General features: G+C 39.8%; 26 protein-coding genes. 19 read left to right on the forward strand and 7 right to left on the reverse strand.

Annotated elements, in window-relative coordinates; genetic code table 11:
• Positions 1-119 precede the first annotated feature (119 nt).
• Positions 120-1136: a ketoacyl-ACP synthase III gene (locus tag J3L16_RS09945; protein ID WP_207612828.1), complete on the reverse strand. Its 1017-nt coding sequence runs from the start codon at positions 1134-1136 to the stop codon at positions 120-122.
• Positions 1137-1294: 158 nt separating this feature from the next.
• On the opposite strand from J3L16_RS09945, the gene J3L16_RS09950 reads away from it, so the two are divergent.
• The 14 genes from J3L16_RS09950 (at position 1295) to J3L16_RS10015 (ending at position 13340) form a co-directional block, all read left to right on the forward strand.
• Positions 1295-2386 (forward strand): ketoacyl-ACP synthase III, encoded by a 1092-nt coding sequence (locus J3L16_RS09950; RefSeq protein WP_207612829.1) that lies wholly within the window; start codon positions 1295-1297, stop codon positions 2384-2386.
• 5 nt (positions 2387-2391) lie between these two features.
• Positions 2392-3144, forward strand: a complete 753-nt coding sequence (locus J3L16_RS09955) for an SDR family oxidoreductase (protein ID WP_207612830.1) — start codon at positions 2392-2394, stop codon at positions 3142-3144.
• Positions 3122-4186, forward strand: a complete 1065-nt coding sequence (gene pseG, locus J3L16_RS09960; protein WP_278252837.1) for a UDP-2,4-diacetamido-2,4,6-trideoxy-beta-L-altropyranose hydrolase — start codon at positions 3122-3124, stop codon at positions 4184-4186. The genes J3L16_RS09955 and pseG overlap by 23 nt, the downstream gene beginning before the upstream one ends.
• An 8-nt stretch (positions 4187-4194) precedes the next feature.
• Entirely contained in the window at positions 4195-5313 is a 1119-nt protein-coding gene (locus J3L16_RS09965) for an aromatic ring-hydroxylating dioxygenase subunit alpha (RefSeq protein WP_207612832.1), read from the forward strand.
• Position 5314: 1 nt separating this feature from the next.
• Positions 5315-6406: a pseudaminic acid synthase gene (gene pseI / locus J3L16_RS09970; RefSeq protein WP_207612833.1), complete on the forward strand. Its 1092-nt coding sequence runs from the start codon at positions 5315-5317 to the stop codon at positions 6404-6406.
• Complete coding sequence (locus tag J3L16_RS09975; protein WP_207612834.1) at positions 6403-7140, forward strand: glycosyltransferase family protein; 738 nt, start codon at positions 6403-6405, stop codon at positions 7138-7140. The genes pseI and J3L16_RS09975 overlap by 4 nt, the downstream gene beginning before the upstream one ends.
• A 79-nt stretch (positions 7141-7219) precedes the next feature.
• Positions 7220-7453: an acyl carrier protein gene (locus J3L16_RS09980; RefSeq protein WP_207612835.1), complete on the forward strand. Its 234-nt coding sequence runs from the start codon at positions 7220-7222 to the stop codon at positions 7451-7453.
• Between the two features lie 19 nt (positions 7454-7472).
• The gene (locus tag J3L16_RS09985) at positions 7473-8234 is read left to right on the forward strand and encodes an SDR family oxidoreductase (RefSeq protein ID WP_207612836.1); all 762 of its coding nucleotides are present in this window, start codon (positions 7473-7475) and stop codon (positions 8232-8234) included.
• Positions 8235-8243: 9 nt separating this feature from the next.
• Complete coding sequence (locus J3L16_RS09990; RefSeq protein WP_207612837.1) at positions 8244-8810, forward strand: GNAT family N-acetyltransferase; 567 nt, start codon at positions 8244-8246, stop codon at positions 8808-8810.
• Positions 8807-9052, forward strand: a complete 246-nt coding sequence (locus tag J3L16_RS09995) for a phosphopantetheine-binding protein (protein WP_207612838.1) — start codon at positions 8807-8809, stop codon at positions 9050-9052. The genes J3L16_RS09990 and J3L16_RS09995 overlap by 4 nt, the downstream gene beginning before the upstream one ends.
• A 5-nt stretch (positions 9053-9057) precedes the next feature.
• The gene (locus tag J3L16_RS10000) at positions 9058-10191 is read left to right on the forward strand and encodes a class I adenylate-forming enzyme family protein (protein WP_242698787.1); all 1134 of its coding nucleotides are present in this window, start codon (positions 9058-9060) and stop codon (positions 10189-10191) included.
• The gene (locus J3L16_RS10005; RefSeq protein ID WP_207612839.1) at positions 10191-10919 is read left to right on the forward strand and encodes an SDR family oxidoreductase; all 729 of its coding nucleotides are present in this window, start codon (positions 10191-10193) and stop codon (positions 10917-10919) included. The genes J3L16_RS10000 and J3L16_RS10005 overlap by 1 nt, the downstream gene beginning before the upstream one ends.
• Positions 10920-10950: 31 nt before the next feature.
• On the forward strand, positions 10951-12126 hold the full coding sequence (locus J3L16_RS10010; protein WP_242698788.1) for a class I SAM-dependent methyltransferase: 1176 nt from the start codon (positions 10951-10953) through the stop codon (positions 12124-12126).
• Positions 12123-13340: a class I SAM-dependent methyltransferase gene (locus tag J3L16_RS10015; RefSeq protein WP_207612841.1), complete on the forward strand. Its 1218-nt coding sequence runs from the start codon at positions 12123-12125 to the stop codon at positions 13338-13340. The genes J3L16_RS10010 and J3L16_RS10015 overlap by 4 nt, the downstream gene beginning before the upstream one ends.
• A gap of 8 nt (positions 13341-13348) precedes the next feature.
• On the opposite strand, the gene J3L16_RS10020 is transcribed toward J3L16_RS10015, so the two are convergent.
• Complete coding sequence (locus tag J3L16_RS10020; protein WP_207612842.1) at positions 13349-14917, reverse strand: sugar porter family MFS transporter; 1569 nt, start codon at positions 14915-14917, stop codon at positions 13349-13351.
• A 99-nt stretch (positions 14918-15016) separates the two neighbouring features.
• On the opposite strand from J3L16_RS10020, the gene J3L16_RS10025 reads away from it, so the two are divergent.
• The 3 genes from J3L16_RS10025 to J3L16_RS10035 all read left to right on the forward strand — a co-directional run bounded on the left by J3L16_RS10025 (position 15017) and on the right by J3L16_RS10035 (position 17112).
• Complete coding sequence (locus J3L16_RS10025) at positions 15017-15931, forward strand: hypothetical protein (RefSeq protein WP_207612843.1); 915 nt, start codon at positions 15017-15019, stop codon at positions 15929-15931.
• Positions 15932-15951: 20 nt separating this feature from the next.
• Positions 15952-16680, forward strand: coding sequence for a heparan-alpha-glucosaminide N-acetyltransferase (locus J3L16_RS10030; RefSeq protein WP_207612844.1), 729 nt, complete (start codon positions 15952-15954; stop codon positions 16678-16680).
• An 84-nt stretch (positions 16681-16764) separates the two neighbouring features.
• Positions 16765-17112 (forward strand): Grx4 family monothiol glutaredoxin, encoded by a 348-nt coding sequence (locus J3L16_RS10035; protein WP_207612845.1) that lies wholly within the window; start codon positions 16765-16767, stop codon positions 17110-17112.
• A 44-nt stretch (positions 17113-17156) separates the two neighbouring features.
• Here the strand turns inward: J3L16_RS10035 and J3L16_RS10040 are convergent, their stop codons facing one another.
• A complete protein-coding gene (locus J3L16_RS10040; RefSeq protein ID WP_207612846.1) occupies positions 17157-17351 on the reverse strand; it encodes a (2Fe-2S)-binding protein in 195 nt (64 codons plus the stop codon).
• Positions 17352-17507: 156 nt separating this feature from the next.
• On the opposite strand from J3L16_RS10040, the gene J3L16_RS10045 reads away from it, so the two are divergent.
• The gene (locus J3L16_RS10045; RefSeq protein WP_207612847.1) at positions 17508-18113 is read left to right on the forward strand and encodes a peroxiredoxin C; all 606 of its coding nucleotides are present in this window, start codon (positions 17508-17510) and stop codon (positions 18111-18113) included.
• Here the strand turns inward: J3L16_RS10045 and rnt are convergent.
• Complete coding sequence (gene rnt, locus J3L16_RS10050; RefSeq protein ID WP_207612848.1) at positions 18110-18748, reverse strand: ribonuclease T; 639 nt, start codon at positions 18746-18748, stop codon at positions 18110-18112. The genes J3L16_RS10045 and rnt overlap by 4 nt on opposite strands.
• A gap of 132 nt (positions 18749-18880) precedes the next feature.
• Here rnt and J3L16_RS10055 point away from each other — a divergent pair, with 132 nt between their 5' ends.
• Entirely contained in the window at positions 18881-19750 is an 870-nt protein-coding gene (locus tag J3L16_RS10055; protein WP_207612849.1) for an OmpA family protein, read from the forward strand.
• On the opposite strand, the gene glpQ is transcribed toward J3L16_RS10055, so the two are convergent.
• The 3 genes from glpQ to gloA form a co-directional block, all read right to left on the reverse strand.
• On the reverse strand, positions 19737-20798 hold the full coding sequence (glpQ, locus tag J3L16_RS10060; protein ID WP_242698789.1) for a glycerophosphodiester phosphodiesterase: 1062 nt from the start codon (positions 20796-20798) through the stop codon (positions 19737-19739). The two genes, J3L16_RS10055 and glpQ, sit on opposite strands and share 14 nt — an antisense overlap.
• A complete protein-coding gene (locus tag J3L16_RS10065) occupies positions 20761-21783 on the reverse strand; it encodes a hypothetical protein (protein WP_207612850.1) in 1023 nt (340 codons plus the stop codon). The genes glpQ and J3L16_RS10065 overlap by 38 nt, the downstream gene beginning before the upstream one ends.
• A gap of 242 nt (positions 21784-22025) precedes the next feature.
• Positions 22026-22406, reverse strand: coding sequence for a lactoylglutathione lyase (gloA, locus tag J3L16_RS10070; RefSeq protein ID WP_207612851.1), 381 nt, complete (start codon positions 22404-22406; stop codon positions 22026-22028).
• Positions 22407-22423 lie beyond the last annotated feature (17 nt).

Below are 22423 nucleotides of genomic sequence, written 5' to 3' on the forward strand. Positions count from 1 at the left end.
TAATATTTGTTTTAGGTTTAGGCCTTGTTGGATAAGAATATTGTGTGGTTCACTTTGGTTTACTCTGTAATCCTCTTGGCCATTAATTTGCGTTGTACTGCTACAACAGCCAACATTGATTAATCGGTTAAATCAATAGTGTGACACACCCTCAATGGGGGGAGCGTTAAAGTGACACTTCCCCATGACCAGCCAACACCGAATCCCGATAATAATAATTTGTTTGAATTAACTTTTAACGTGTTGCTCAATTCCATACATAGAGCCAATGGAATGGAGGCTGAGCTTGTATTTCCGACTGCGTCCATTGCAATGACTAGCTGTTTTTCGTTTAACCCAAATTTATCACCTAATCGCTTAAGCATCATCTTATTCGCTTGATGCATAATGCAATAATCTAGTTCTTCTGATTTCCAGTTTTTTGCGTTTAAACATTCGTACATAGATGCAGGTACCTCCCTTAAGGTGAAGGCAAACACCTGCATTCCATCCATGAATAATTCCGGTTTCTGGTCTGGGAATTTAGCACATGAATTTGGCTGAATTAAATAGGGGGCGCCTGCGCCATCGCTACCTAAAGAAAATATCATATCGTCACAATTTTCACTTTTTTCAATAGCGATAGCACTGACAGCATCACCAAACAATAAAGAGACGGTCTGGTTTGATTCAGAGTATTGTGTACTGGTCGTATCGCCAACAACTAACAATGCTTTATCCTGAGATAGTCCTAATAACAACTGGGACGCTTGCCATAAACCATATACAAAACCTGAACATCCTAAATTGACATCAAATGCTATACTTGTTTTGCTCAAGCCAAGTTTATGCTGGAGTTGTATCGCATTACCGGGAAAAGCGAAATCTGGAGTCTGAGTAACAAAAATGACGAGTGCAATGTCTTCTTTCTGCCACTTCATTTTCTCAATTAAGTTATCGCAGGCTATTAACCCTAAATCTAGCGCGGTTTGCCCTTTATTGACAACTCTACGGGAATGAATTCCTGTTGATGCAACTATCCTCTGCTTTTCTGACTTTTGATATTCTGAGGTGTCATCTATATTGACTTTTATGTGCTTAGGTAGGACAGACTGTATACCTGACATAGTTATATTTTTGATCGTTGTCGTCGTCATCAATTATTCCTAACTAAGTCATGATTTGGGGAGGTTTACCACCCATCAATATGTATAAAAATTCGCTAAAATACGCGTAAGTAAGACGCTTTCAAGCTATATTAATCAATGATATAGTTAAAACCAATTTAATTCTCATTTTTCAACAAAGGCCAAGTATGGAATCTGTCATTAAGTCAGTCAAAGTTACAGGTATGCAGGCTGCTATTCCATCTCACCGGCACTCTTATGTTGAAACTCCAGATATCTTTTCCCAAGAAGAAGCTGATAAAATTTGCGCAAGCACAGGCATACATAGCCGACGTATTTTACCTAACCATTTATGTGCGTCTGATATGTGTATTGCCGCGGCAGAAGAGCTTTTAAATCGATTAGAGTGGGATCCAAATTCGGTTGATGTATTGATTTATGTTTCTCAGGATGCGGACTATGCGCTACCTGCTTCTGCTTGCTTGATGCAAACTCGGCTAGGTTTGCCCAAATCGGCAGCATGTTTAGATGTGAGCTTAGGGTGTTCAGGCTTCGTTTATGGTATGTGGATTGCCAGTCAACTATTGAATAATTCAAATGGTAAGCGAGCGTTAGTTCTCTGTGGTGATACATCAAGCCGGCACTTACTTCCTGACGACCGAGGTACATTGCCATTATTTGGCGATGCTGGCGTGGCTACTGCTATTGAGTATGATGAAAATTGGAGTGATTCATATGCAGTATTTGGGACTGATGGTACCGGTGGTCAACATATTGCGGTTAAAGCTGGAGGGAGGCGTCATCCTACTATTCCTCAAGGTACTCCCAGAGGTGAGAAGGAAGAAAATGAATTATACAAAGATGCTCGACTTTATCTGAATGGTGCGGCTGTATTTTCTTTTACATTAAAAGTGGTACCTAAATTAATTAGAGAAACGCTAGCGTTAGCAAATATAGAAGCAGAACAATTAGATATGGTGGTTATGCATCAAGCAAACCAGTTTATTTTGGAGCATTTACGTAAAAAAGCTAAAATACCTCAAGAAAAATATGTCATCGATATGCATGATTTCGGTAACACTTCTAGTGCATCTGTGCCATTAGCCATTTGCCACAAGCTATCTAGCTATTTTGGTAATGAAGTTAAAAAAGTAATGTTAGGTGGTTTTGGCGTAGGCTGGTCTTGGGGGGGGATTATCACAGATATGTTACCCACTGTTGCTCCTGAAATAATTGAAATTCCAGATGATTTTGAACCTTTGGCTCTAGTGCAAAAATAAACGCTATGGATTTTAAAGATAAATTATATGTGGTGACTGGCGCTTCGGCAGATTCTGATATCGGATTAGCCATTTGCCAATCTCTTGATGAACTGGGGGCGCGTTTGATTTTAGTGGGGCGCCGCGCTCAAGCACTGGAAGAAACTGTAGAGCTAATGAAAAATAAACACCATGTCATGAGTGTTTTTGATCTTAGTCAAACTAATTCAATTGCTTCTTGGGTTAAAGTACTGGTAGAGGATTATGGTGCTGTTGATGGCCTAGTACATAGTGCTAGTTTTCAGGGCTATAGCCCATTAAGGGGAATAACAGCTAAGCAAATTAATCAATATTTTGATGTGAATTTTTCTGCTGCATTGATGTTAGTTTCTGCCTTTTCGAAAGCGAAGCATTTTAATCAAAATGCTAGTTTTGTAATGATTGGTTCGGCTGCAGGGGTACGAGGTTTGAAAGCAAGAACGCTATATGCTGCGTCGAAAGCGGCGTTGTCTTCTATGGTTCAGTCCGCGGCTCTAGAATTAGCAAATAAATCCATTCGCGTAAATTGTGTGGCGCCTGCTGTGGTGAATGGAGCTAAAGCTGAAATTCAGTTCAAAACCTTAGGAGAAACTCAATCTAAGGCGTTGATAGCATCACATCCTCTTGGTTTGAGCGCTCCAAAAGACGTAGCTAACAGCGTGTGTTTTTTACTCAGCCCATTAAGTGCTAAAACAACCGGAATAACTTTGCCTGTTGATGGTGGTTTTCTTGTTGGCTAAACCGTGTATTGCTTTTTACGGGAATAGTAGTCATAACGTTGGAGCTGGGCATATTATGCGCCTGTTTGCTTTGGCTCAAGTCGCATGTAATACGTTCGATGTCTTGTTTCTTTATAAAACCTGCTCACAACATTTACTAACAATGCTTGAAAGTGAAGGGTTTGCCGCTAAAAAGGTTAATGCTTTACTCAATGCCGATGATGTTACCAAACTGAGTATTAGTATAATGGTGGTTGATGACTATCATCTAAGTAAAACTGAATGGAAGAGTTTACAAGACGCCAATGTATACATTGTCGTTCTCGACGATAACCTTAATGCAGATGCGTTATTAGCTGATTTTGTTATCAACCCTGCTGCGGATGCAAATTTAGCTGAATATAAAAAACGTGCTCCTAGCGCAGAGTTTTGTTTAGGGCCTAGGTATAGTTATTTACGCAAAGACTTTAACTCATGTGCATTTGTCCCCTTACAAGCGAGATCAAACATATTAGTTGTGCTTGGCGGTACAGATCCAATGTCTATCGCTCTACCTTTATGTCAATCTTTAGTTAGTCTGAACTTAGGATGCAATATTGAATTGCTGGTAGGAGAAAAACATAATGATCATAAAGCACTGATGCAACTGCATGATCAGAACGAGGGCTTTTCAGTTGTGTTAAATCCAGATTCGGTCGCTCAGCATATGATGCAAGCAGGATTGGCGATTTCAGCCGCTGGAGGAACATTAGGTGAACTTGCTTCACTAGGCGTGCCTACTCTTGCTTTAGTTATAGCGGATAATCAGAGATCCATACTACACACAGTGACTCGTAAACCCTGGTATCGAGCTATTGATATCAGAGGTTGGCAAAAATCTACGGAATCTCATTTTTTGCAGATGAATAATCCATTACTTAATAAAATAGCGAGTATGACAACAGAATTGTGGCGTGATAATTGCTGCAGAGAAAGCATGAGTAACGCGGCTCGCCAATTGGTTGACACCCATGGCTGCCAAAGAATAATAGATAAATTGGCTTCTTGCCTAGAAAAAAGATAGGTGAACAAATGATTGCCAACCAGTCACTTCAACCTAAAGCATATTATGAATCGTCAACTTTTGATTCAGAGCGAGTTGATGTTTTCGAGAATAATTGGATTTTTGCAGGGTTTGAAGAGCAGTTAACTAACGATAATGATTTCATTACTCTCACAATTGGCAATACCCCTGTGGTTGTCCAAAATTTTAAAGGGCAACTGAGCGCATTGCTAAATGTATGTAGTCATCGCCGAGCGCAACTACAAAGTGAACCCCAAGGTAATCGACCGTTGCGTTGTCCTTATCATTGTTGGAGCTTTAAGCGCGATGGTGCTTTAGCTAGTGTGCCTCAAAATAATACTGACTTTAAACTAACTCAAGATGATAAAAAAAGATTATCCTTACGACAGTTTGATTTAGCGTTATGTGGGAGCTTTGTATTTGTTAGGGTATCGAAGAATGGACCGACTCTTGCTGAATTTTTAGGTCCTTACTTTTCTATTCTAAAGGAGTTATCTGCTAACTTTTGTGACTCTGTTGGCAAAGGGAGTTATGACTGGCAAACAAACTGGAAAATTGCCTGCGAGACGGTATTGGAAGTTTATCATGTTGCAGGTGTTCACCCTGAGACTTTTGCTAAATTTGCTAAAGCTGAATGTGAAATACAATTTTTCAATGGGCACTCTACAGGTAATACTCCGTTGCAAAATGCCCCCAAAAAATGGTGGGAAGGGGCTAGGGAATACCTTAAAATCAAACAAAATCAAGAGTATACAGAATATAATCACTTCTTTATTTATCCTAATTTAGCGATAGGATTAACGAATGGAACTTTGATGTCCTTGCAAACTTATGAGCCTATTGGCCCTACTAGGTCGAAATTAAATTTTAATTTGAAAATGGTGCAAAGAACTGACGGTAAAAAAACTAGCGAAGCCGTTAAAGCAGCGATAATGGCAAATTTTAATGAGTTCAATCACACAATATTAGAAGAAGATCGTGTGGTTGCAGAGTCCTGTCAAAAAAGTATGTTAAGTGTGGATACTCCTGGAGTATTAGGGAAATGTGAAGACCGAATATTACATTTTCACTCAGCGTGGAAACAGGATATCAACCAAGATAGTATCCAGGTAAGAGAAGATAGCTAACATGTTTTCTAACTCAATAAAAATAGCCAATCGTGTCATTGGTTCGAATACCGAACCCTATGTTATTGCTGAACTGTCAGGAAATCACAAAGGCAGCTTAGAACAAGCGTTAGCTATGATTGATTCAGCGGCATCAACAGGGGTCGATGCAATTAAAATTCAAACATACAGTGCTGACACTATCACTTTGAAACACAATGCACCTGAATTTCAAATAGAAGGAGGCTTGTGGGCAGGGCGAACTTTGTATGATTTGTACCAAGAAGCGTATACTCCATGGGAATGGCATCAAGCATTATTTGAGCGCGCTAGGGAACGGAATATAACTTTGTTTTCATCGCCATTCGATTTAACAGCTATTGAGTTATTAGAATCGTTGGGCTGTCCGGCATACAAGATTGCTTCGTTTGAAATAAATGATATTGGTTTGATCGCTGCAGCAGCCAAAACCAATAAACCCATCATTATGTCTACTGGCCTTGCCACGCTAGATGAAATTTATGAAGCGGTAAATACCGTTGCTGAATCGGGCGGTACTCAACTGGCATTATTACATTGTATCAGTGGCTATCCGACGCCCATTGAAGATTGCAACTTGCGTACTGTTGCGGATCTTTGTACTCGTTTTGACTTCCCTATAGGTTTGAGTGATCACACCATTGATAGTACCGCATCAACAACGGCTATAGCACTAGGAGCAAGTGTAATTGAAAAACACTTCACTTTGGACAAAAACGACGGTTCTGTAGACGCTGCATTCTCCTTAGAGCCAGACGCATTTAAGCAGTTAAAACTTGAAACAACCAGAGTGCACAAAACCCTTGGTACCGCGGGTTACGAGGTTAAGCCTAGTGAGAAGGGCGGTCGAAATTTCCGTCGCTCTCTTTATGTGAGCCGTGCTATTAGAAAAGGTGAGTGTTTTACAAAAGAAAATGTTCGCTCGGTACGCCCTGCATTGGGGTTACATACACGTTATTTGGAACAAGTCATTGGGCAACAAGCGAGTCAAGATATTGCTTTTGGCGAACCTATGTCAGAAGGTTTTTTGACAAAACCACTCATAACAACACCTAAAAAAACAAGTGTGAAATGAAAGTTATCTGTATCACTCAAGCCAGGATGGGATCTAGTCGCTTACCGGGTAAAGTATTGCAACGAATTCACGGTAGACCAATGCTTGATTATCACTTATTAAGAGTTAAACAAGCGAAATTGATTGACGCTCATATCATTGCTACGACGGCTCATGATATTGACAAACCCATAGTGGAATTTTGTAAACACTATCAACAAAAGTATTTTTGTGGGGACGAACAGGATGTCTTGGGCCGGTTTTATTTCGCAGCGTTAGATGTTGGAGCGCAGCCTGAAGATATTATTGTGCGTTTAACTGGTGACTGCCCACTGATTAGTGCTGAGCTTGTTGATGACGTTATTTCTATTCATAAACGAGGGGTTAAAGGACAATATACACATGTTAGTTTAGATTTTTTCCCGAGAGGGTTTGATTGTGAAGTCTTTACCATGGCAATGCTTGAAGACGCTTATCAGAATGCAACGACTCAGGCGCAAAGAGAACATGTGACGTTATATTTGTATACACAAAGTGCTAATGCGGTGGTTCCTCTTACTACGGGTGATGCGCTATGGAGGCAATTTAGGCTCTGTGTTGATGAACCCAGCGATATGCGCTTAGTTGAAGAAGTATTAAAACAATTAGGTAATAATTGGTTACAAGCTAGCCCAAAAGATATTTGTCAGCTTTTACTGCAAGATGAACAATTGGCTTCTATTAATAAAGAGGTGCGGCAACGCACGACACATTAAAGTGAAGATTTTATTCATTAGGTCGATAAACCGTAAAATACAGTGAATTTTTTCGCGCACCAATAAGAGAGTTGGAATTATGAACAAACAAGAATTTTTAAATAGTTTAGAAGAAGTTTTAGAGTTAGATGAAAACACCTTAAAAGGTGACGAAATTCTAATGAAGATAGAGCAGTGGGACTCTTTAGCCTTTCTTAGCGTGATTGCTATGGCCGATGAAAATTTTGATATTGTTATCGAAGGAAGCCAGCTTGAAGAAATTAAGTCTGTTGCTGATTTGGTTGCCTTGGTTGAAGAGCATTTGTCGGCTTAATTTTAATGATTGAAATAGCATGATTAACAACCCGTTAGATTTTAGTGGTAAACGAGTACTTATAACGGGGGCATCCTCTGGAATTGGTCGGGCTTGCTCTATTCTGCTATCTGAACTTGGTGCAAAACTAGTATTAAATGGCCGTAATCTCGATTCGTTAAAATCAACAATGTCATTACTTGAAGGTAATGGCCATGTGCTTGCGCCTTTTGATATGGCAGATACAAATGGATTGTGCGACTGGGTCAAAACGTTAACGAAAGAGTACGGTTATCTAGATAGTTTTGTTCATTGCGCTGGCATACAAATTACCAAGCCTATACGTATGTTTGAAAAAGGTTTTTTTGATGACACTATGCATGTGAACCTTGCTAGTGCAATGGCCATTAGCCAAGGATTTAGAATCAAACGAGATAGGAGTAAACAAGGCTCTATCGTTTTTGTAGCTTCAATAGCGGGGTTAATTGGCCAAACGGGTAACACTGTTTATGGAGCCAGTAAAGCGGGGCTTATGTCTTTGACAAGAGGGTTATCCATGGAGCTATTGAGAGATAACATTCGGGTTAATTGTGTGGCTCCAGCGCTCGTTGAAACCGATATGGCAGTTCGTACTAAACAAAGTATGACCGATGCTCAGTATCAGCACATCTTGAATCAACACCCTATGGGGGTTGGAGAGCCAAAGGATGTCGCTAATGCAGTAGCATTTTTGTTAAGTGATGCTGCCAAGTGGATCAATTCAGTTCCCCTACCAGTGGAAGGCGGCTATCTAGCTAATTAAGTGTAAATTATGGCGTTATATTTTAAACGAATTGATGTGAATGACGCTGCTTTACTACTTGAATGGCGTACTTCACCTGAAATTACAAAAGGTATGTATACGGATTTAGTCGATCCGACAATAGCAAAGCAAGTCTCGTGGATAGAGTCTTTGCAGGGCCGAGACGATTACCGTGGGTATATGATCTTGGATGATAAAGAACCCGTGGGCTTTTTGTGTTTTGATGATATCAATTATCAACATCAAAGGTGCAGCACTGGTTCATATATTTATTCTCGTGAGGCTAGATTAAAATACGCAGTTACATTACATACCTATATCTGCAACTATGTGTTTTATCAGTTGAAACTGAATAAGATTGTTAACTATATCCTTGATGCAAATGAGAAAGTTGTCAAATTACAATCAATCCATAAAACACGATACGTTGGCTATTTAAGGCAACATATTAGTAAAAATAATGAGCTTCTTGATGTACATATTTTTGAGCAGCTCAAAGAAGATTGGAATAAACAAAAGCAGCATTTTAGCTTAGACACCATAAAAGCTGCATATAATGACTGGGAAAATGCATGAGTAATATATTGCAGTTCATCGTAGATGAAACAAGGCAGATCCTTTTACAAAAGGGCGAAACAGTTACTGACATTACACTTGAAACAGAGTTTTTAACTGACTTACCTATGGATTCTTTAGATCTTGCGACCCTAATTGTGAGTCTTGAAATGCATACCGGTTTGGACCCATTTCGATCCGGCTTTAAAACCTTTTATAATGTTGGTCAGCTTGTTGAACTGTACGAGAGTATTGAAAACTAGTGTTTTTGCAAAGTAGTTCTTTCAAACTTATAGAACAAGGGAAAAGCTATGAAGCTAAAGATTTCTCTTACTCGAAAGAACGCCGTTCCATGGAATATATTGAGTTATCAGGTACGACTCATAACCGTAAACAGAGTCTAGTAGCGCAGATGCTTCAAGCTATAGTTGATGGGATTGCTGCAGATATTCCTGTGATATTTAATCGCAGTGGTCAAACGATGGATATTGAAGAGCTCCCAGCCGAGTTTTGTATTGGTTTGTTCACTTCAGGAACCACAGGCCCAGCAAAATTAGTGTTTCATGTTTTGCATGATTTGATGCCAACCAATAAAAGAAAAAGTGAAGCTGCGAGTTGTTGGTTGTTGTGTTATCACCCAATGAGTTACGCCGGTTTACAGGTTATTTTGCAAGCGATAGCCGCAAGTGATGTCTTAGTAGCAGATGTAAACGCGAATGTTACACAAAAAGCTCAGTTGGCGATTGAGCAACAAGTCACCGCCTTGAGTGCTACGCCTTCTTTTATGCGGGCGTTATTATTGTGTTGGAAAAAAACGAAACCCCTTGTTCGTTTAGTTAGCCTTGGGGGGGAAATTGCCGACCAAGGGACTCTTGACGCTGTTAAGTTGAACTTTCCTGATGCAGCTCTGCGACATATTTACGCAACAACTGAATCAGGTGTTGTTTTTACAGTGAAAGATGGGCTGGCTGGGTTTCCTAAAACATGGTTGCGAGAAGCATTTAGCGGATGGTGTATGCAGCTGAAAGATACGCTTATTTTAGTCAATGGCAAAGGGTATATTGATACAGGGGATTGCGTAGCAGTAACAGAAGACAGAGTGCTATTCACTGGTAGAAAAGACAATATTGTGAATGTAGGTGGGGCCAAAGTTAACTTAGAAGATATTGAACAACAGTTAATTAACCTTGAACATGTAAAAGACGCGCGGGTGTTTGTAAAAGCGAATCCTATTACTGGGGCGTTAGTTTGTGCTGAAATTTGTAGCTCCGAGACTGAATTAGCCAAGCACGCTGTTAACTCTTTTTGCCCACACCTATTGGCTGAAGCTCGCCCAAGAATCATAACGTATTGTGAACAATTGACTTTAACTTCGGCAGGGAAAAAACAAAGATGCCTTTAATGAAACATGTCATCGTGAGTGGTGGTAGCAAAGGTTTAGGACTAGGGATCGTAAAATCTTTACTACAAAATGGCTATCACGTATCGACCTGCAGCCGTACTAAAACTAATGCAATGACCGAACTTGAAGATATTTATTCCTGTTTTCAGTGGTTTCCTTGTCAAATTGGGGACGCGCAGCAAACTGCTGATTTTGTTAAATCTGCATGTGAGTGGGCACAAGATGTCCCCTTATGGGCAGTTATAAATAATGCAGGTGTTGCGAAAGAAGGGGTTTTAGCCTCATTTCCTAACCTCGAATCGGATGACTTATTACAAGTTAATTTAAATGGTGCGTTATATCTTGCGCGAGAAGTACTCAGAGTGTTTCTAAGGCAGAATAGTGCTGGGCGCATTGTGAATATTAGTTCTATTATTGGTACTCGAGGTTATACAGGCTTGGCGGCCTATTCGGCGTCTAAAGCGGGATTAGATGGCTTGACGAGGGCTTTGGCAAGAGAAAATGGACGACGCAATATAACCGTTAACTCCATTGCTCCTGGTTATTTAGACACAGAAATGTCGTCCACATTATCGGATAACAAGCGTCAACAAATTATACGTAGAACTCCCATGCACAGATTAGGCTCGGTGGATGATATTACCCCAGCAGTGACATTTTTATTGTCTGATGGTGCGGCATTTATTACTGGGCAAACCATTACTATTGATGGAGGGATTACGAATTAATAACTCGAATATATCAACCGTACCTTGCCGATTGTGTGAGTCTCAGCAATTGGACCAGTTCTCGTCAATTATTTTTGGTGTATGGCAAGTGAATGGCAATGAAATGTCCCGTGATAGTGGCCATTATCCTATAGCGCAATGCTTACAATGTGGTCATGTACAAGTGGCTATTCAATATACCAGTGAGCTTTTTCAACGCCTGTACTTTCATTCTGAACAAGCACCAATAATGTGGCATGAGTCAAAGCTAAACGATGATACACCTTATCAAGAAATGTATGAGTTTGCTGGTCAAGAAGAGCATATCGACACTATCGTAGATTTTGGTTGCGGGGAAGGGAAGCTACTCGCTGCTGCAAATCGGGCAAATCCTAACGCTAAACTTTTTGGCATTGACTTTAATGATAGGTTTTCTCAACAAGGGATTACGTATTTGTCACACGACCTGAATAAACTTAGCAGTCTTGAGCAATCACACTGGCCTCAAGGTATTAGTTTGGCTATGGCATCTCATGTACTAGAGCATATTGAGAATCCAGTAGTATTCCTTCGAGGGATAAAAGAACTCTTATCTGAGAACGGCAGAATATTTATTGAAGTCCCCGATTTTTCTAATCCTCATAACGAAAAGTCGATAGGAGTGAGTAATCTTATTAATATGCAACATATCCATTACTTTTCAGTGGATACCTTGAGATATACAGCACAGTTAGCGGGTCTTGAAGTAAAAAAATATTCACAGTTTTCAACAGGTGATGTTCCACGTTTACAATTTATTTTGTCTAAACCTTGTCAAGATATAGCAATACAGCACATTAAATCAGATGACGCTCAAAAAAGTGTTTTCCATTTCCAAGCTCATTGTCAACGGATAAGGGAAACATTAACTTTGACCCTTATTGAAGAAGTTGAACAGCAAGGTACTGTTGGTCTTTGGGGAATTGGAGCCGATTTTTATAGTTTATTGTGTGAAAACCGTGAATTAATTGAATTAATAAAGAGCAAAAAAATAAAGTTATTTGATCAACAGTACAGTGACAAATATTTTTTAACTCAGAAAGTATTATCTAGCTCGAAAATATCAAATGTTAGCCACAACATTTACATTAGTGTGTTTTCGGGTCAAACAAGAGTGAAAATGTTGGCTTTAAGCCAAGAGTTTAAAAATGTAATTGATGTTTACGCCATGATGGATTCAAAAATATGACAACATTAGATGTTACGTCTCGCTCTCACTGCCAAGTCTGTGGACAAAAACGATGGCAAGATTTAAACACTCTTACAGGGGGCATATGGAACACGTCCGCAGTAGAGTTGGAAAGACAAGAGATAGACTTCACGATATCACAATGTTTAAGTTGTCAGCATGTACAAATCAGTACAGTCTATACAGAAGACATTTTTAAAGCACTGTACTTTTCGAATACCAGCGAACCCGATATGTGGTGCAATACTCCTACTGGAGCTCGATCACCTTATCAGGAAATGGTTGATTTTTTCGAAGACTATATTCAACCCAATTCGAATGTTGTTGATTTTGGTGCCGGAGCAGGGCTAACACTAAAACAAATAGAAAAGGATTTCCCTCAATTAAATCTGGTGTTAAATAGCGTCGATTTCCATGACAACATTCAATCAAACACTATCAATCATATCTCGGCTGATTTGAACAACTTATCAGAAATCGCTCAGTCATTTAACAGTTCAACAATAGATTTAGCGATTAGTACCCACGTCTTAGAGCACGTTTTATCTCCTGTTGATTTTCTTTTAGATATTGCAAAAAACCTAAGTCATGACGGTACGATATTTATCGAAGTTCCCGATAGTGGAGAGAATGCAACTAGGTTAAATTTAGAGTTTACGAATTTGATCCATGGTCAGCATATTCATTATTACACTCTTGAATCACTTAACGCTATTGCCCATAAAGCCGGACTTAACGTTGTCAAATACAAACATTTGATTACCGGCGATATTCCAAGGCTGATGGTGATCCTAAAAAAATCGACAGAACTAAATAGTTCGCTAACGACGATTGGAAAACATTCAATAACTGAGGTAATCACTCTTCGCTTTAACCAATACAATACATACCTATTAAACAGTCAAAAGAAAATATTGGCCTTATTAGAACAAGGTCATCAAGTAGGGTTATGGGGAATTGGAGGTGACTTTCATTTATTAATTAAAAGTTGTACTAAGCTTCTTGATGCGATTATTCAAGAGGATATTATTTTGTACGACATGAGTTTAGCAGGGCACACTTTTAATGGAAAGACGATCCAGCCCAGCTCTAAGTTAGAAAATAACGAATTAATCGCGCTCATTGTGCCAATATATGGACCAACAAGAGAAAAGATGAATAACATCTCTCAATTGTGGCAAACAAAGCCTATTGATATATATTCGCAGGTCTAACGCTATAATTATCTGTGGGTAATAGCGTTTAACTCTTTCTCTATTTCTTCTAGTGATAAGCCCTTGGTCTCAGGTACGAACTTGTAAACCATCATAAAGCCTACGGCAGCGAACACGCCATACAGGATAAATGTTGTGGCCGAACCTAAATTCTCTAGTTCCCAAGGAAATACCAATGTGATGATAAAACTACACAAACTATTTATAACACTTACGGCTGAAATTGCTAAACCCCTTAAGTGATTGGGGAATATTTCGCTAAACATGACCCACATAACAGGCCCTAATGATACGGCAAAAGACGCCACGAAAAACAGAATACCAAGGAGTATTAGTGTGGCATTAAGCTGTGCTGCAGCTTGTATAATAGCGCCTTGATGAGATTGTAAGTTTACGCTTCCAATGAGATCTGCAACTGCATTTTTGAACTCAACGTCTGAACTGTAAATTACGTCTTGTATTGCGCTAAGCTCCGTATGCTTGTCGATTTGAGTCAAGCTTGCGATGTCGTTAGCGGTTAAAACGTATTGTGCTTCTCGATAACCATAGCTACAGATAAGCATACTTATCACTACGCCAGTTAAACCAAAAAGCAATAAAGGCTTTCTTCCCACTTTGTCAATTAAGGCCATGGCGACTAACGTAAATATGATATTGATCACTCCCACCCAAATGGCTTGCGCAAATGCAGCGTTAGTCCCGATTCCGCTTTGCTCAAAAATGCTAGGTGCATAGAAATAAATCGCATTTACCCCCGTGACTTGTTGAGCTATTCCAACAATCAAACCCACACCGAGCACGAAGCGCATTTTAGAGCCGAACAAAGCGCTCAAACGATTAACTAAAGGTGAGCAAACCTTACCGGTGTTTTCAATGTGCAAAATTTCTCTGCTTTGTTCCTGCTCGCTCATAGCGGGATACAGTTTTGATAACGCTGTTTTAGCCTCATTGTGTCTGCCCGTGACTGTTAACCAACGAGGACTTTTAGGAATAAAAAACAAACCAATGAAATACAAAAGAGCGGGCAAAACTTCTAAGCCCAGCATCCATCGCCATGTATGGGTGTCGATACCAAAATGCGTTACCCATAGCGCATTAGATTGGCTAAAGCCTAGAATGAAATAATTTGCAAAATAGGCCACGGAAAAACCAATGACGATATTGAGTTGGTTTATAGAAACCATTTTTCCTCTGGCCTCTGGACGAGATATTTCGGCAATATACATAGGCGCTATCATTAATGAACAAAATGCGAGACCGCCGATGAATCGAGCGGCTATCAACCAGCTTTCATTTATTGCGATGGCAGAGAGCGCTGCACTTACTAAGTACAAAAATGCAATTATTTTGAGGGTGGTACGGCGATCAAAGGTATCCGCAAGAAAACCCGCAAAAATCGTGGCGACGATAGCACCTAGAGTAGGGGCGCTGACAATGAGCCCTTGCTCTATTGTAGAGAGTTCAAATTCTGTAGTAATTTGTGCGATAGCGCCGGAGATAACCGATGCGTCAAAACCGAATATAAACCCACCTAACGAAACGATAAGAGTGTAAAGTAGAACTTTGTTATTTTTCATTTGTGATTTTTATGTGTCGTTTTTGTTAACAGAACATAAAAATAAAATATTTAAAAGAAAAATCGTAGTTTTAAATGTATATGAGATGAAGGAAAAGTCGTGTTTGATGTAAAAAAATTAGCTTGGTGTTTATTTGTGATGGCTTGTGTAAGCCTTTCGTTTGGCTCCAAAGGCCAAGTCGCCTCAGACTTAATCCTTGTTTCAATAAGTGATATTAAAGACCACCGCCATTTTAGCGTGACCCGTATCACTGACAACGAAGAGTATTCGAACCAACCTTATTTTACCCCATCAGGAGAGGGGGTGTACTTTACTCAAGCACTTGGAAAGGACGCAGCGCAAACCGATATTTTTTATTATAACTTAACCGATAAAACCTCAACGAATTTGACTCATTCTGCTGGTTTATCTGAGTACTCTGCAACACCTACGTCTAAGGGCTTTAGCTCAATTCTTGTTGACGAAGCTGGAAAACAATGGCTTTGGTCGTTCAGTTCAGAAGGTAAATCTTTGGGGAAATTACATCCTGCTGAGCCTGTAGGTTATCATGTGTGGGAAAAACCTGAGACTGCACTGGCCTTTGTATTAGGTGAACCTCACACGTTACAACGCTTATACAGCAATGGAAGTGCGAGTATTATCGATTCTAATATTGGTCCCAGTTTATGGTCTATTCCAAACCAAAATGCAGTGAGTTATACAAAAGAGTTTGGTGGTGATAATAACCTGTGGTTAATGTCACTGGCAGAAGGAAAAGCAAAGGCCAGTAAGCTAACCATTATGCCCAATAATGTCACATATTATACTTGGCTGAAGGATGGTGCGGTATTAACAGCGCAAGGCCCGCAATTATTGTTAAATCACGTTTTTACAGAAAACCCTCGTTGGGTTCCGTGGCTAGATTTGTCAGCCTATTGTGGCTCTGTCAGTCGTATTCATAGCTATCAGCAAGAAAAGGCGTTAAAACTAGCTGTGGTTTGCGAGTCGCCGAGTGATAAACTTAAGGCTGAATAACAAATTGATGTAATGTGTTAATGCTAGCAATAAAGAATCTTTCAAATCGAATTTATCAGGTAGACATTGTACGAGGTATAGCCTGTGTATCTATGCCTATTTTTCATACCGTGTATAACTTGTATGCGCTTGGGCTTATAAGCGAGCCACTGACACGTTCATTGTTTTGGGTTGTATATCAAAAAATAGGTTTAGGTACTTTTGTATTTGTATCCGGAATGTCGTTTATTTTAAGTACTCAAAATGGCGTAAACTGGCCGCAGTTAAATCGGCGGTTACTTAAACTTGGTGGAATTGCCGCAGCAATATCTTTGATAACATGGTTAGTGTTCCCCGATAAATTTGTCAAATTTGGTGTTTTACACTTTTTTACCGCTGCACTTTTGCTCGCGCCATTTTTTAAGCAATTGAAGTATTGGGCGCTGATACCCGCGGCCATTATTTTAATAACTTACGCTATTGTGGGGAAAGGGGGGCTAGTATCAAACCTATGGCTCTATCCATTTGGGTTAATGAGCCATCGCCCCAGTAGCGTAGACTACATTCCGTTGATCCCTTGGTTTGGTGTATTTTTATTGGGAATGGTAAGCGCCTATTCTTTGGTTGGTCGAGTCTCTAAAACCACGCCCGCAACATGGATGAAGCCACTTATTTGGTTAGGGCAACATTCATTGTTTTTTTATATTGCTCATCAAATTGTGGTTTATGGTGTATTAATGGCAATTGCGCTATTGATTAAGTCGTTTTAAACCTTTTACCTTGGATTGCTTGAAAATAACCAATACAATCCCACATACATAAAGACGTGAAACAGACATTAAGAGAGAGAATGTATGGATAGTTCAGAACAAACCACAATTGAACGTATCAAAGAGCAGATTAGCGAAAACCCCATTTTGTTGTATATGAAAGGATCACCTAAGTTGCCTAGCTGTGGTTTTTCATCTCAAGCATCTCAAGCGTTAATGTCTTGCGGAGAAGCCTTTGCTTATGTGGATATTCTACAAAATCCTGATATTCGTTCAGAATTGCCAAAATATGCAGAATGGCCGACCTTCCCTCAGCTTTGGGTAGACGGTGAGCTTGTTGGTGGCTGCGACATCATCATGGAAATGAGCCAGCAAGGTGAGCTGCAAAGCTTGGTAAAAGAAACGGCAGAGAAACATAAAGCCGCAGAATAAAAAAAGCCGACATGATGTCGGCTTTTTCTTTTCAATTATTTGTATTAGCCTACGTTTTTGAACAAGGATTCATCAACAATAGTTTCATCTATAATACTTTGTGCGAGTTGAATGCAGGTTCCACAATTTGAACCTAACTCTACAATTTGTTTTAGTTCACGCATATTCCCAGCACCATGATTAGATACTGCATTTTTTATGTCTTTGTCGGTAACACCGAAACACATACAAACGAACATGCTAAAACTCTTAAAAATAAACTGATAATGATAATAATTGCTATTTGATGTTTTTGCAACTGAAAATAATTTCTGTTTTGACTTGATTCTGGTTAAATTGGACCAATTGATACTGTGTAAACATAGGGTTACAGCTTACTATAATTGGAGTGAATAATGAGTGTACTTGTAGGGCGCCAAGCGCCAGATTTTAAAGCTGCGGCAGTATTAGGTACTGGCGAAATTGTTGATGAATTTGTATTCAGTGAAGCGGTTAAAGGCAAAAAAGCCGTTGTCTTCTTTTACCCTTTAGATTTCACATTTGTTTGTCCTTCAGAACTTATAGCATTTGATAAACGCTATGAAGATTTTAAATCACGTGGTGTAGAGGTGATTGGGGTATCAATCGACTCTCAGTTTTCTCACAATGCATGGAGAAACACACCCGTAAATGAAGGCGGAATTGGTCCAGTACAATATACCCTTGTAGCTGATGTTAAGCATGAAATTTGCCAAGCTTACGATGTTGAGCATCCTGATGCAGGTGTTGCGTTCCGCGGCTCTTTCTTAATTGATGAAACAGGGCTTGTTCGCCACCAAGTTATTAATGACTTACCTCTTGGTAGAGACATTGACGAGATGCTGCGCATGGTTGACGCACTAGCCTTCCACGAAGAGCACGGAGAAGTGTGCCCTGCTGGGTGGCAGCAAGGTAAATCAGGTATGGATGCTAGCCCAGCCGGTGTCGCTAAATACTTAGCGGAAAAATCTGACGAACTTTAATTTTCTTCAGTTATGAGGGGCCAGCCCCCTAATGATTTAAAACGGTTGACCATATAACAAAAAAGGTCAGCCGTTTTTTGTGTGTCATATAAAGCGCTGTGCGCTTCTTTTTGATCAAAACTTATACCTGCCGCCTGACACGCTTTAACTAATACAGTTTGACCAAGAGTTAAAGCAGCAAGACTGGTTGTATCAAAAGAAACAAAGGGGTGAAAAGGTGAGCGCTTTAAATTGACTCGTTCAATGGCCGCATTCATAAACGATTGGTCGAAATGAGCATTGTGGGCAACGATAACTGAGCGCTGGCAATCAGCTGCTTTTTGCGCTTTTCTAACCGCTTTACACAAGCCTTTTATTGCTTCTTCTTCAGACACTGCGCCACGTAACGCGCAGTGAGGGTCAATACCGTTAAACTCAATGGCGGCGGGTTCTATATTTGCGCCTTCGAATGGGATAACATGGTAATGCTCAATAACATCTTTCACTAAAAAACCGTTTTCATCGAATTTCAATGTCACCGCGGCTACTTCAAGTAGGGCGTCAGTTTTAGGGTTAAATCCCGCAGTTTCTACGTCAATAACGACGGGAAAATAACCGCGAAAACGAGTGTTAAATGTGTCGGAAGAATTACTCATGAGATACCAATCAATAGTGCATAAATACAATTATACCATTTGCGGTGACGGGCAACAGCTCTTATATTAAGACTAAAGCTATCTGTTTAAATGACGATAACGAGTAGAGCTAACGGGAAAGAAACGAGCACAATGAAATATCGACTTTTAACACTCGCCATAAGTATCGGTCTTTGCACAACTGCAAATGCTGCAATGCGTCATTACAATGCACCTATAGAATCTTCTCAGTGGGTGTTAAAAACTGACTCAAAACTTCAGTGTGCTTTGGAACACAATGTGCCTGGCTATGGCGTTGCCATTTTTAGTAGTGTTGCGTCGAAACAACTAAATATGTTGTTTGACTTAGATATGAAGTTACTTCCTAAGCATTTTGATACTGCCGCTGTTTACTCGGTACCTCCGTCGTGGATGCCGGGAAAAGCACAGCGTAAAATTGCCGATATGACACTGCGAACACAGTACGATGGCGATCTGCCTGAAAAAGTCGCATGGACTATGCTCTCAGAGTTAGAAAAAGGGTTTCGGCCTACTTTGCATTATCAAGATTGGTACAACGACAACGATAAAGTGGTTGTTAGTTTAAATGCCAGTAATTTCTATGATACCTATACTGCGTTTACCGATTGTATTACTAATTTGCTTCCTTATAGCTTTGAAGATATTGCTTATACGGTGTTAACGTATGAAAGTAATAGTATTGATTTAACACGGTATTCCCAGAAGCAACTCAACCGAATCGGTGAGTATTTAAAAGCAGATAACAACTTAGATTTAGTCCTTGTTGATGGCTATTCAGACGCTTATGGCGCGCGCTACAAAAACCAACAGCTTTCTGTTGAACGGGCTGAAACCATAAAAGGGTATTTTGTAGAAATGGGCGTTGAAGGCGATAGAATTGATGTAACCGGGCACGGTGAACGAAGACACATATCGCCCAATGATACACCTGAAGCGCGAGCAAAAAACCGACGAGTTGTGGTGCAACTTAGTCGTTCTTAGTTTGCTCGGCCCATGCTTTTACTGGTGGTACCTGATCGGTAAATATGCCATGAACGGGAATTTCATTTAAGAGTGACAATAAAGAATGAGCCGTTTGTCCTTCAGGTAGCGCATCGACTCTGAAGGTATAAGGGTGAATAAATAAATTAGTTTTTTTGAGTTTTTGGGTTAATTCAGTGTATTGCCAATTTTGTTCGGACTGAACAATAAGTTGATTAAACCAAGGACCAACACCGTCTACATAACGAGAAAGTTCTGTTAGCCCCGCTTCCGTTTGCAAATAATCATAATCTGTTGAAGACTCATTCCATTCATTTTCGGCGAGTAGCTGAACTAATTTTGTATTGAGGTTTAGCTCAGTTCTTAGTCTTTTTATTTCTTTAAAATCAAAGCATTGCACAATAATGTTGGCATTGTGATTATTCAGTTTATATTGGTTTAGTAGTTGAACGACGGTTGCACTAATATCAAAACCTTCGGCCTTGTGAAACTCAGGTGATTTTATTTCGGGGTACAAACCAATGTTGCTACCTGTGGCTTTATTCAGATACAGTATTGTCGTGATATGTTCTTCAAAAGTGGCAAGAGTGAAATGACCGAGGCCTTGATAACGTGCTGGAAACACTTGAGTTTGATTATTATTTTGCCTTTCATGAACACGAAGCTGTTTGATTTCATTTAACGTGAAATCAATGGCATACCACCTACCATCAGCACGCTTTTTATTTGGGTATTTTGTTTCTACATCAGTCACAGTTTCCAGGTGAATGTCGTGTAGAACAATGGGAATGCCGTCTTTTGTAAGCACTATATCTTGCTCTATATAGTCAGGCTGTTGCCCGTGGGCGAAAACAGTGGACTCTAACGTGTGCTCAGGCAAATAACCGGGTGCGCCGCGGTGAGCAATAATGTCGAAGGCAAACGCTACGGCGGACGGTAAAATAAGACTAAAGAGAGCAGCTAATATTAGCAATGGATGCTGCTTGTGTGCTCTCGTATTTGACCTGGTTTTATTTGTTACCGCTTTTATCAGCATTGAGTTTACCATTATATTCTTTCACCTTTCTTACTACCATAGGCCCTAAAGGTTTCACTTTTTTTGCAAGTAACATTAATTTTAGCGCCATGGATATATCTGATTTTTCATATGAAATGGCTGCACGTATTATTTCATGTACCGTATCTTTTGTGTGCTTTCCAACTTTCGCTGCATTTGCCATATCAACTAACTCATTGAATGGGTATTCATAGGTGTAAAAATTTCGACTATTGAGCATTGCTCTTATATCTGGGTAATGTTCAGAAATTGCTTTCATTTGTTTCGTATTACCGTCTTGTGCATTATGAGTGTTATAAAGCCCAATATCCTGTGTGTCTTCAATAGGTTTCAGTGAGTTCATTACTCTTGATGCTAACACTATGGTTGGGGTGTTGTTTAGCATGGCCATTGCTTTGAACCACAAATCATCAGCATATGGCGCCAATGTATTAAAAAGGTGTGAGTTTGTTACATCGGGATGCAACGAACCGGCAGGGTATAATACGCCGCTGTACCCTATAGGTAGAATAGCGTGTTTTGCTATTACTGGCTGAGTGAGCGATATGCGTTTCCAGCTAGAATAAGACTGTATTTCTTCATCTTGTATATTGATAACTCTTCCACGCCCAGCCACTATATGGTTAGGGTACAAGACGTGTTGAGCGAGTAATTCAGAAAACAGGTTTTTTGGGTATTTAAAGTCGTCGTCAACAGTAATTATTGTTGTATCAGGGTAAAGCGAGAGCGTTGGCACTAGCTTTTTATAGCTACGTAAATTAGTACAGAACTTTACCTCAAAAGCATTGCTGATTAATTTTTTAAGGTCGTCTGGAATAGTGTCAGAAGTAAACTCCATTTCATCAAGCCACAAAATGATTTTGATTGGCTTAATCGTTTGATTTATAAGAGTGTTTATTGTTTCACTCACGGTTTTTATACGCTTTCCATACGTTGTAAGAGATACAACAAACTTTACTTCTTCAATATTTTTCATACGTTTCGTTCTTTTTAAGATGACTTTAACCGATGTTAGAAATTCCCAGAGATTGTAGCGGCTTTAACCAAATGATTGTACTTAAAGTTACTAGATGAAATCACAGTCGTATTAAAAATAGGAATTAGGTTTCAATACATTATAAGATGGCTGCACTCTGATAGGAGTACCCATAGGGCAATACTTTATGGAGGTCTAAGTTACGAGTAGCGCCAGACTATATTTTTTTGAACGGGAAATAATTAGTGTTGAATCAGTTCAATGGCGTAGCCGTCGGGGTCTCTGACAAAGGCAATTAAAGTACTGCCGCCTTTTACTGGCCCAGGTTTACGGTAAACGTCTGCGCCTTTCTCTTCTAAGGTCGAGCATAAACTATAAATATCGTCAGTTTCCAGGGCGATATGACCAAAGGCATTTCCCATATCGTAATCATCTTTTCCCCAGTTGTAAGTCAATTCGATTACGGCTCCGTCTTCTTCACTGCCGTAACCAACGAAGGCCAGTGAATACTCGTACTCTTCGTTGTCTTTCTGCCTGAGTAACTGCATGCCCATGGTATTGATATAGAAATCGAGAGAACGTTGTAAGTCAGCGACTCTAAACATGGTGTGAAGTATTCTCATAAGGGCATCCTAGTTTT

The sequence above is a fragment of the Alteromonas sp. 5E99-2 genome, from assembly GCF_017368475.1.
Classification (GTDB): Bacteria; Pseudomonadota; Gammaproteobacteria; order Enterobacterales; family Alteromonadaceae; genus Alteromonas_F.

Coding starts and splice junctions, on each gene's coding strand:
- J3L16_RS09945 (WP_207612828.1), bottom strand. CDS start 1,136: ATGACGACGACAACGATCAAAAATATAACTATGTCAGGTATACAGTCT.
- J3L16_RS09950 (WP_207612829.1), top strand. CDS start 1,295: ATGGAATCTGTCATTAAGTCAGTCAAAGTTACAGGTATGCAGGCTGCT.
- J3L16_RS09955 (WP_207612830.1), top strand. CDS start 2,392: ATGGATTTTAAAGATAAATTATATGTGGTGACTGGCGCTTCGGCAGAT.
- pseG (WP_278252837.1), top strand. CDS start 3,122: ATGGTGGTTTTCTTGTTGGCTAAACCGTGTATTGCTTTTTACGGGAAT.
- J3L16_RS09965 (WP_207612832.1), top strand. CDS start 4,195: ATGATTGCCAACCAGTCACTTCAACCTAAAGCATATTATGAATCGTCA.
- pseI (WP_207612833.1), top strand. CDS start 5,315: ATGTTTTCTAACTCAATAAAAATAGCCAATCGTGTCATTGGTTCGAAT.
- J3L16_RS09975 (WP_207612834.1), top strand. CDS start 6,403: ATGAAAGTTATCTGTATCACTCAAGCCAGGATGGGATCTAGTCGCTTA.
- J3L16_RS09980 (WP_207612835.1), top strand. CDS start 7,220: ATGAACAAACAAGAATTTTTAAATAGTTTAGAAGAAGTTTTAGAGTTA.
- J3L16_RS09985 (WP_207612836.1), top strand. CDS start 7,473: ATGATTAACAACCCGTTAGATTTTAGTGGTAAACGAGTACTTATAACG.
- J3L16_RS09990 (WP_207612837.1), top strand. CDS start 8,244: ATGGCGTTATATTTTAAACGAATTGATGTGAATGACGCTGCTTTACTA.
- J3L16_RS09995 (WP_207612838.1), top strand. CDS start 8,807: ATGAGTAATATATTGCAGTTCATCGTAGATGAAACAAGGCAGATCCTT.
- J3L16_RS10005 (WP_207612839.1), top strand. CDS start 10,191: ATGAAACATGTCATCGTGAGTGGTGGTAGCAAAGGTTTAGGACTAGGG.
- J3L16_RS10015 (WP_207612841.1), top strand. CDS start 12,123: ATGACAACATTAGATGTTACGTCTCGCTCTCACTGCCAAGTCTGTGGA.
- J3L16_RS10020 (WP_207612842.1), bottom strand. CDS start 14,917: ATGAAAAATAACAAAGTTCTACTTTACACTCTTATCGTTTCGTTAGGT.
- J3L16_RS10030 (WP_207612844.1), top strand. CDS start 15,952: ATGCTAGCAATAAAGAATCTTTCAAATCGAATTTATCAGGTAGACATT.
- J3L16_RS10035 (WP_207612845.1), top strand. CDS start 16,765: ATGGATAGTTCAGAACAAACCACAATTGAACGTATCAAAGAGCAGATT.
- J3L16_RS10040 (WP_207612846.1), bottom strand. CDS start 17,351: ATGTTCGTTTGTATGTGTTTCGGTGTTACCGACAAAGACATAAAAAAT.
- J3L16_RS10045 (WP_207612847.1), top strand. CDS start 17,508: ATGAGTGTACTTGTAGGGCGCCAAGCGCCAGATTTTAAAGCTGCGGCA.
- rnt (WP_207612848.1), bottom strand. CDS start 18,748: ATGAGTAATTCTTCCGACACATTTAACACTCGTTTTCGCGGTTATTTT.
- J3L16_RS10055 (WP_207612849.1), top strand. CDS start 18,881: ATGAAATATCGACTTTTAACACTCGCCATAAGTATCGGTCTTTGCACA.
- glpQ (WP_242698789.1), bottom strand. CDS start 20,798: ATGGTAAACTCAATGCTGATAAAAGCGGTAACAAATAAAACCAGGTCA.
- J3L16_RS10065 (WP_207612850.1), bottom strand. CDS start 21,783: ATGAAAAATATTGAAGAAGTAAAGTTTGTTGTATCTCTTACAACGTAT.
- gloA (WP_207612851.1), bottom strand. CDS start 22,406: ATGAGAATACTTCACACCATGTTTAGAGTCGCTGACTTACAACGTTCT.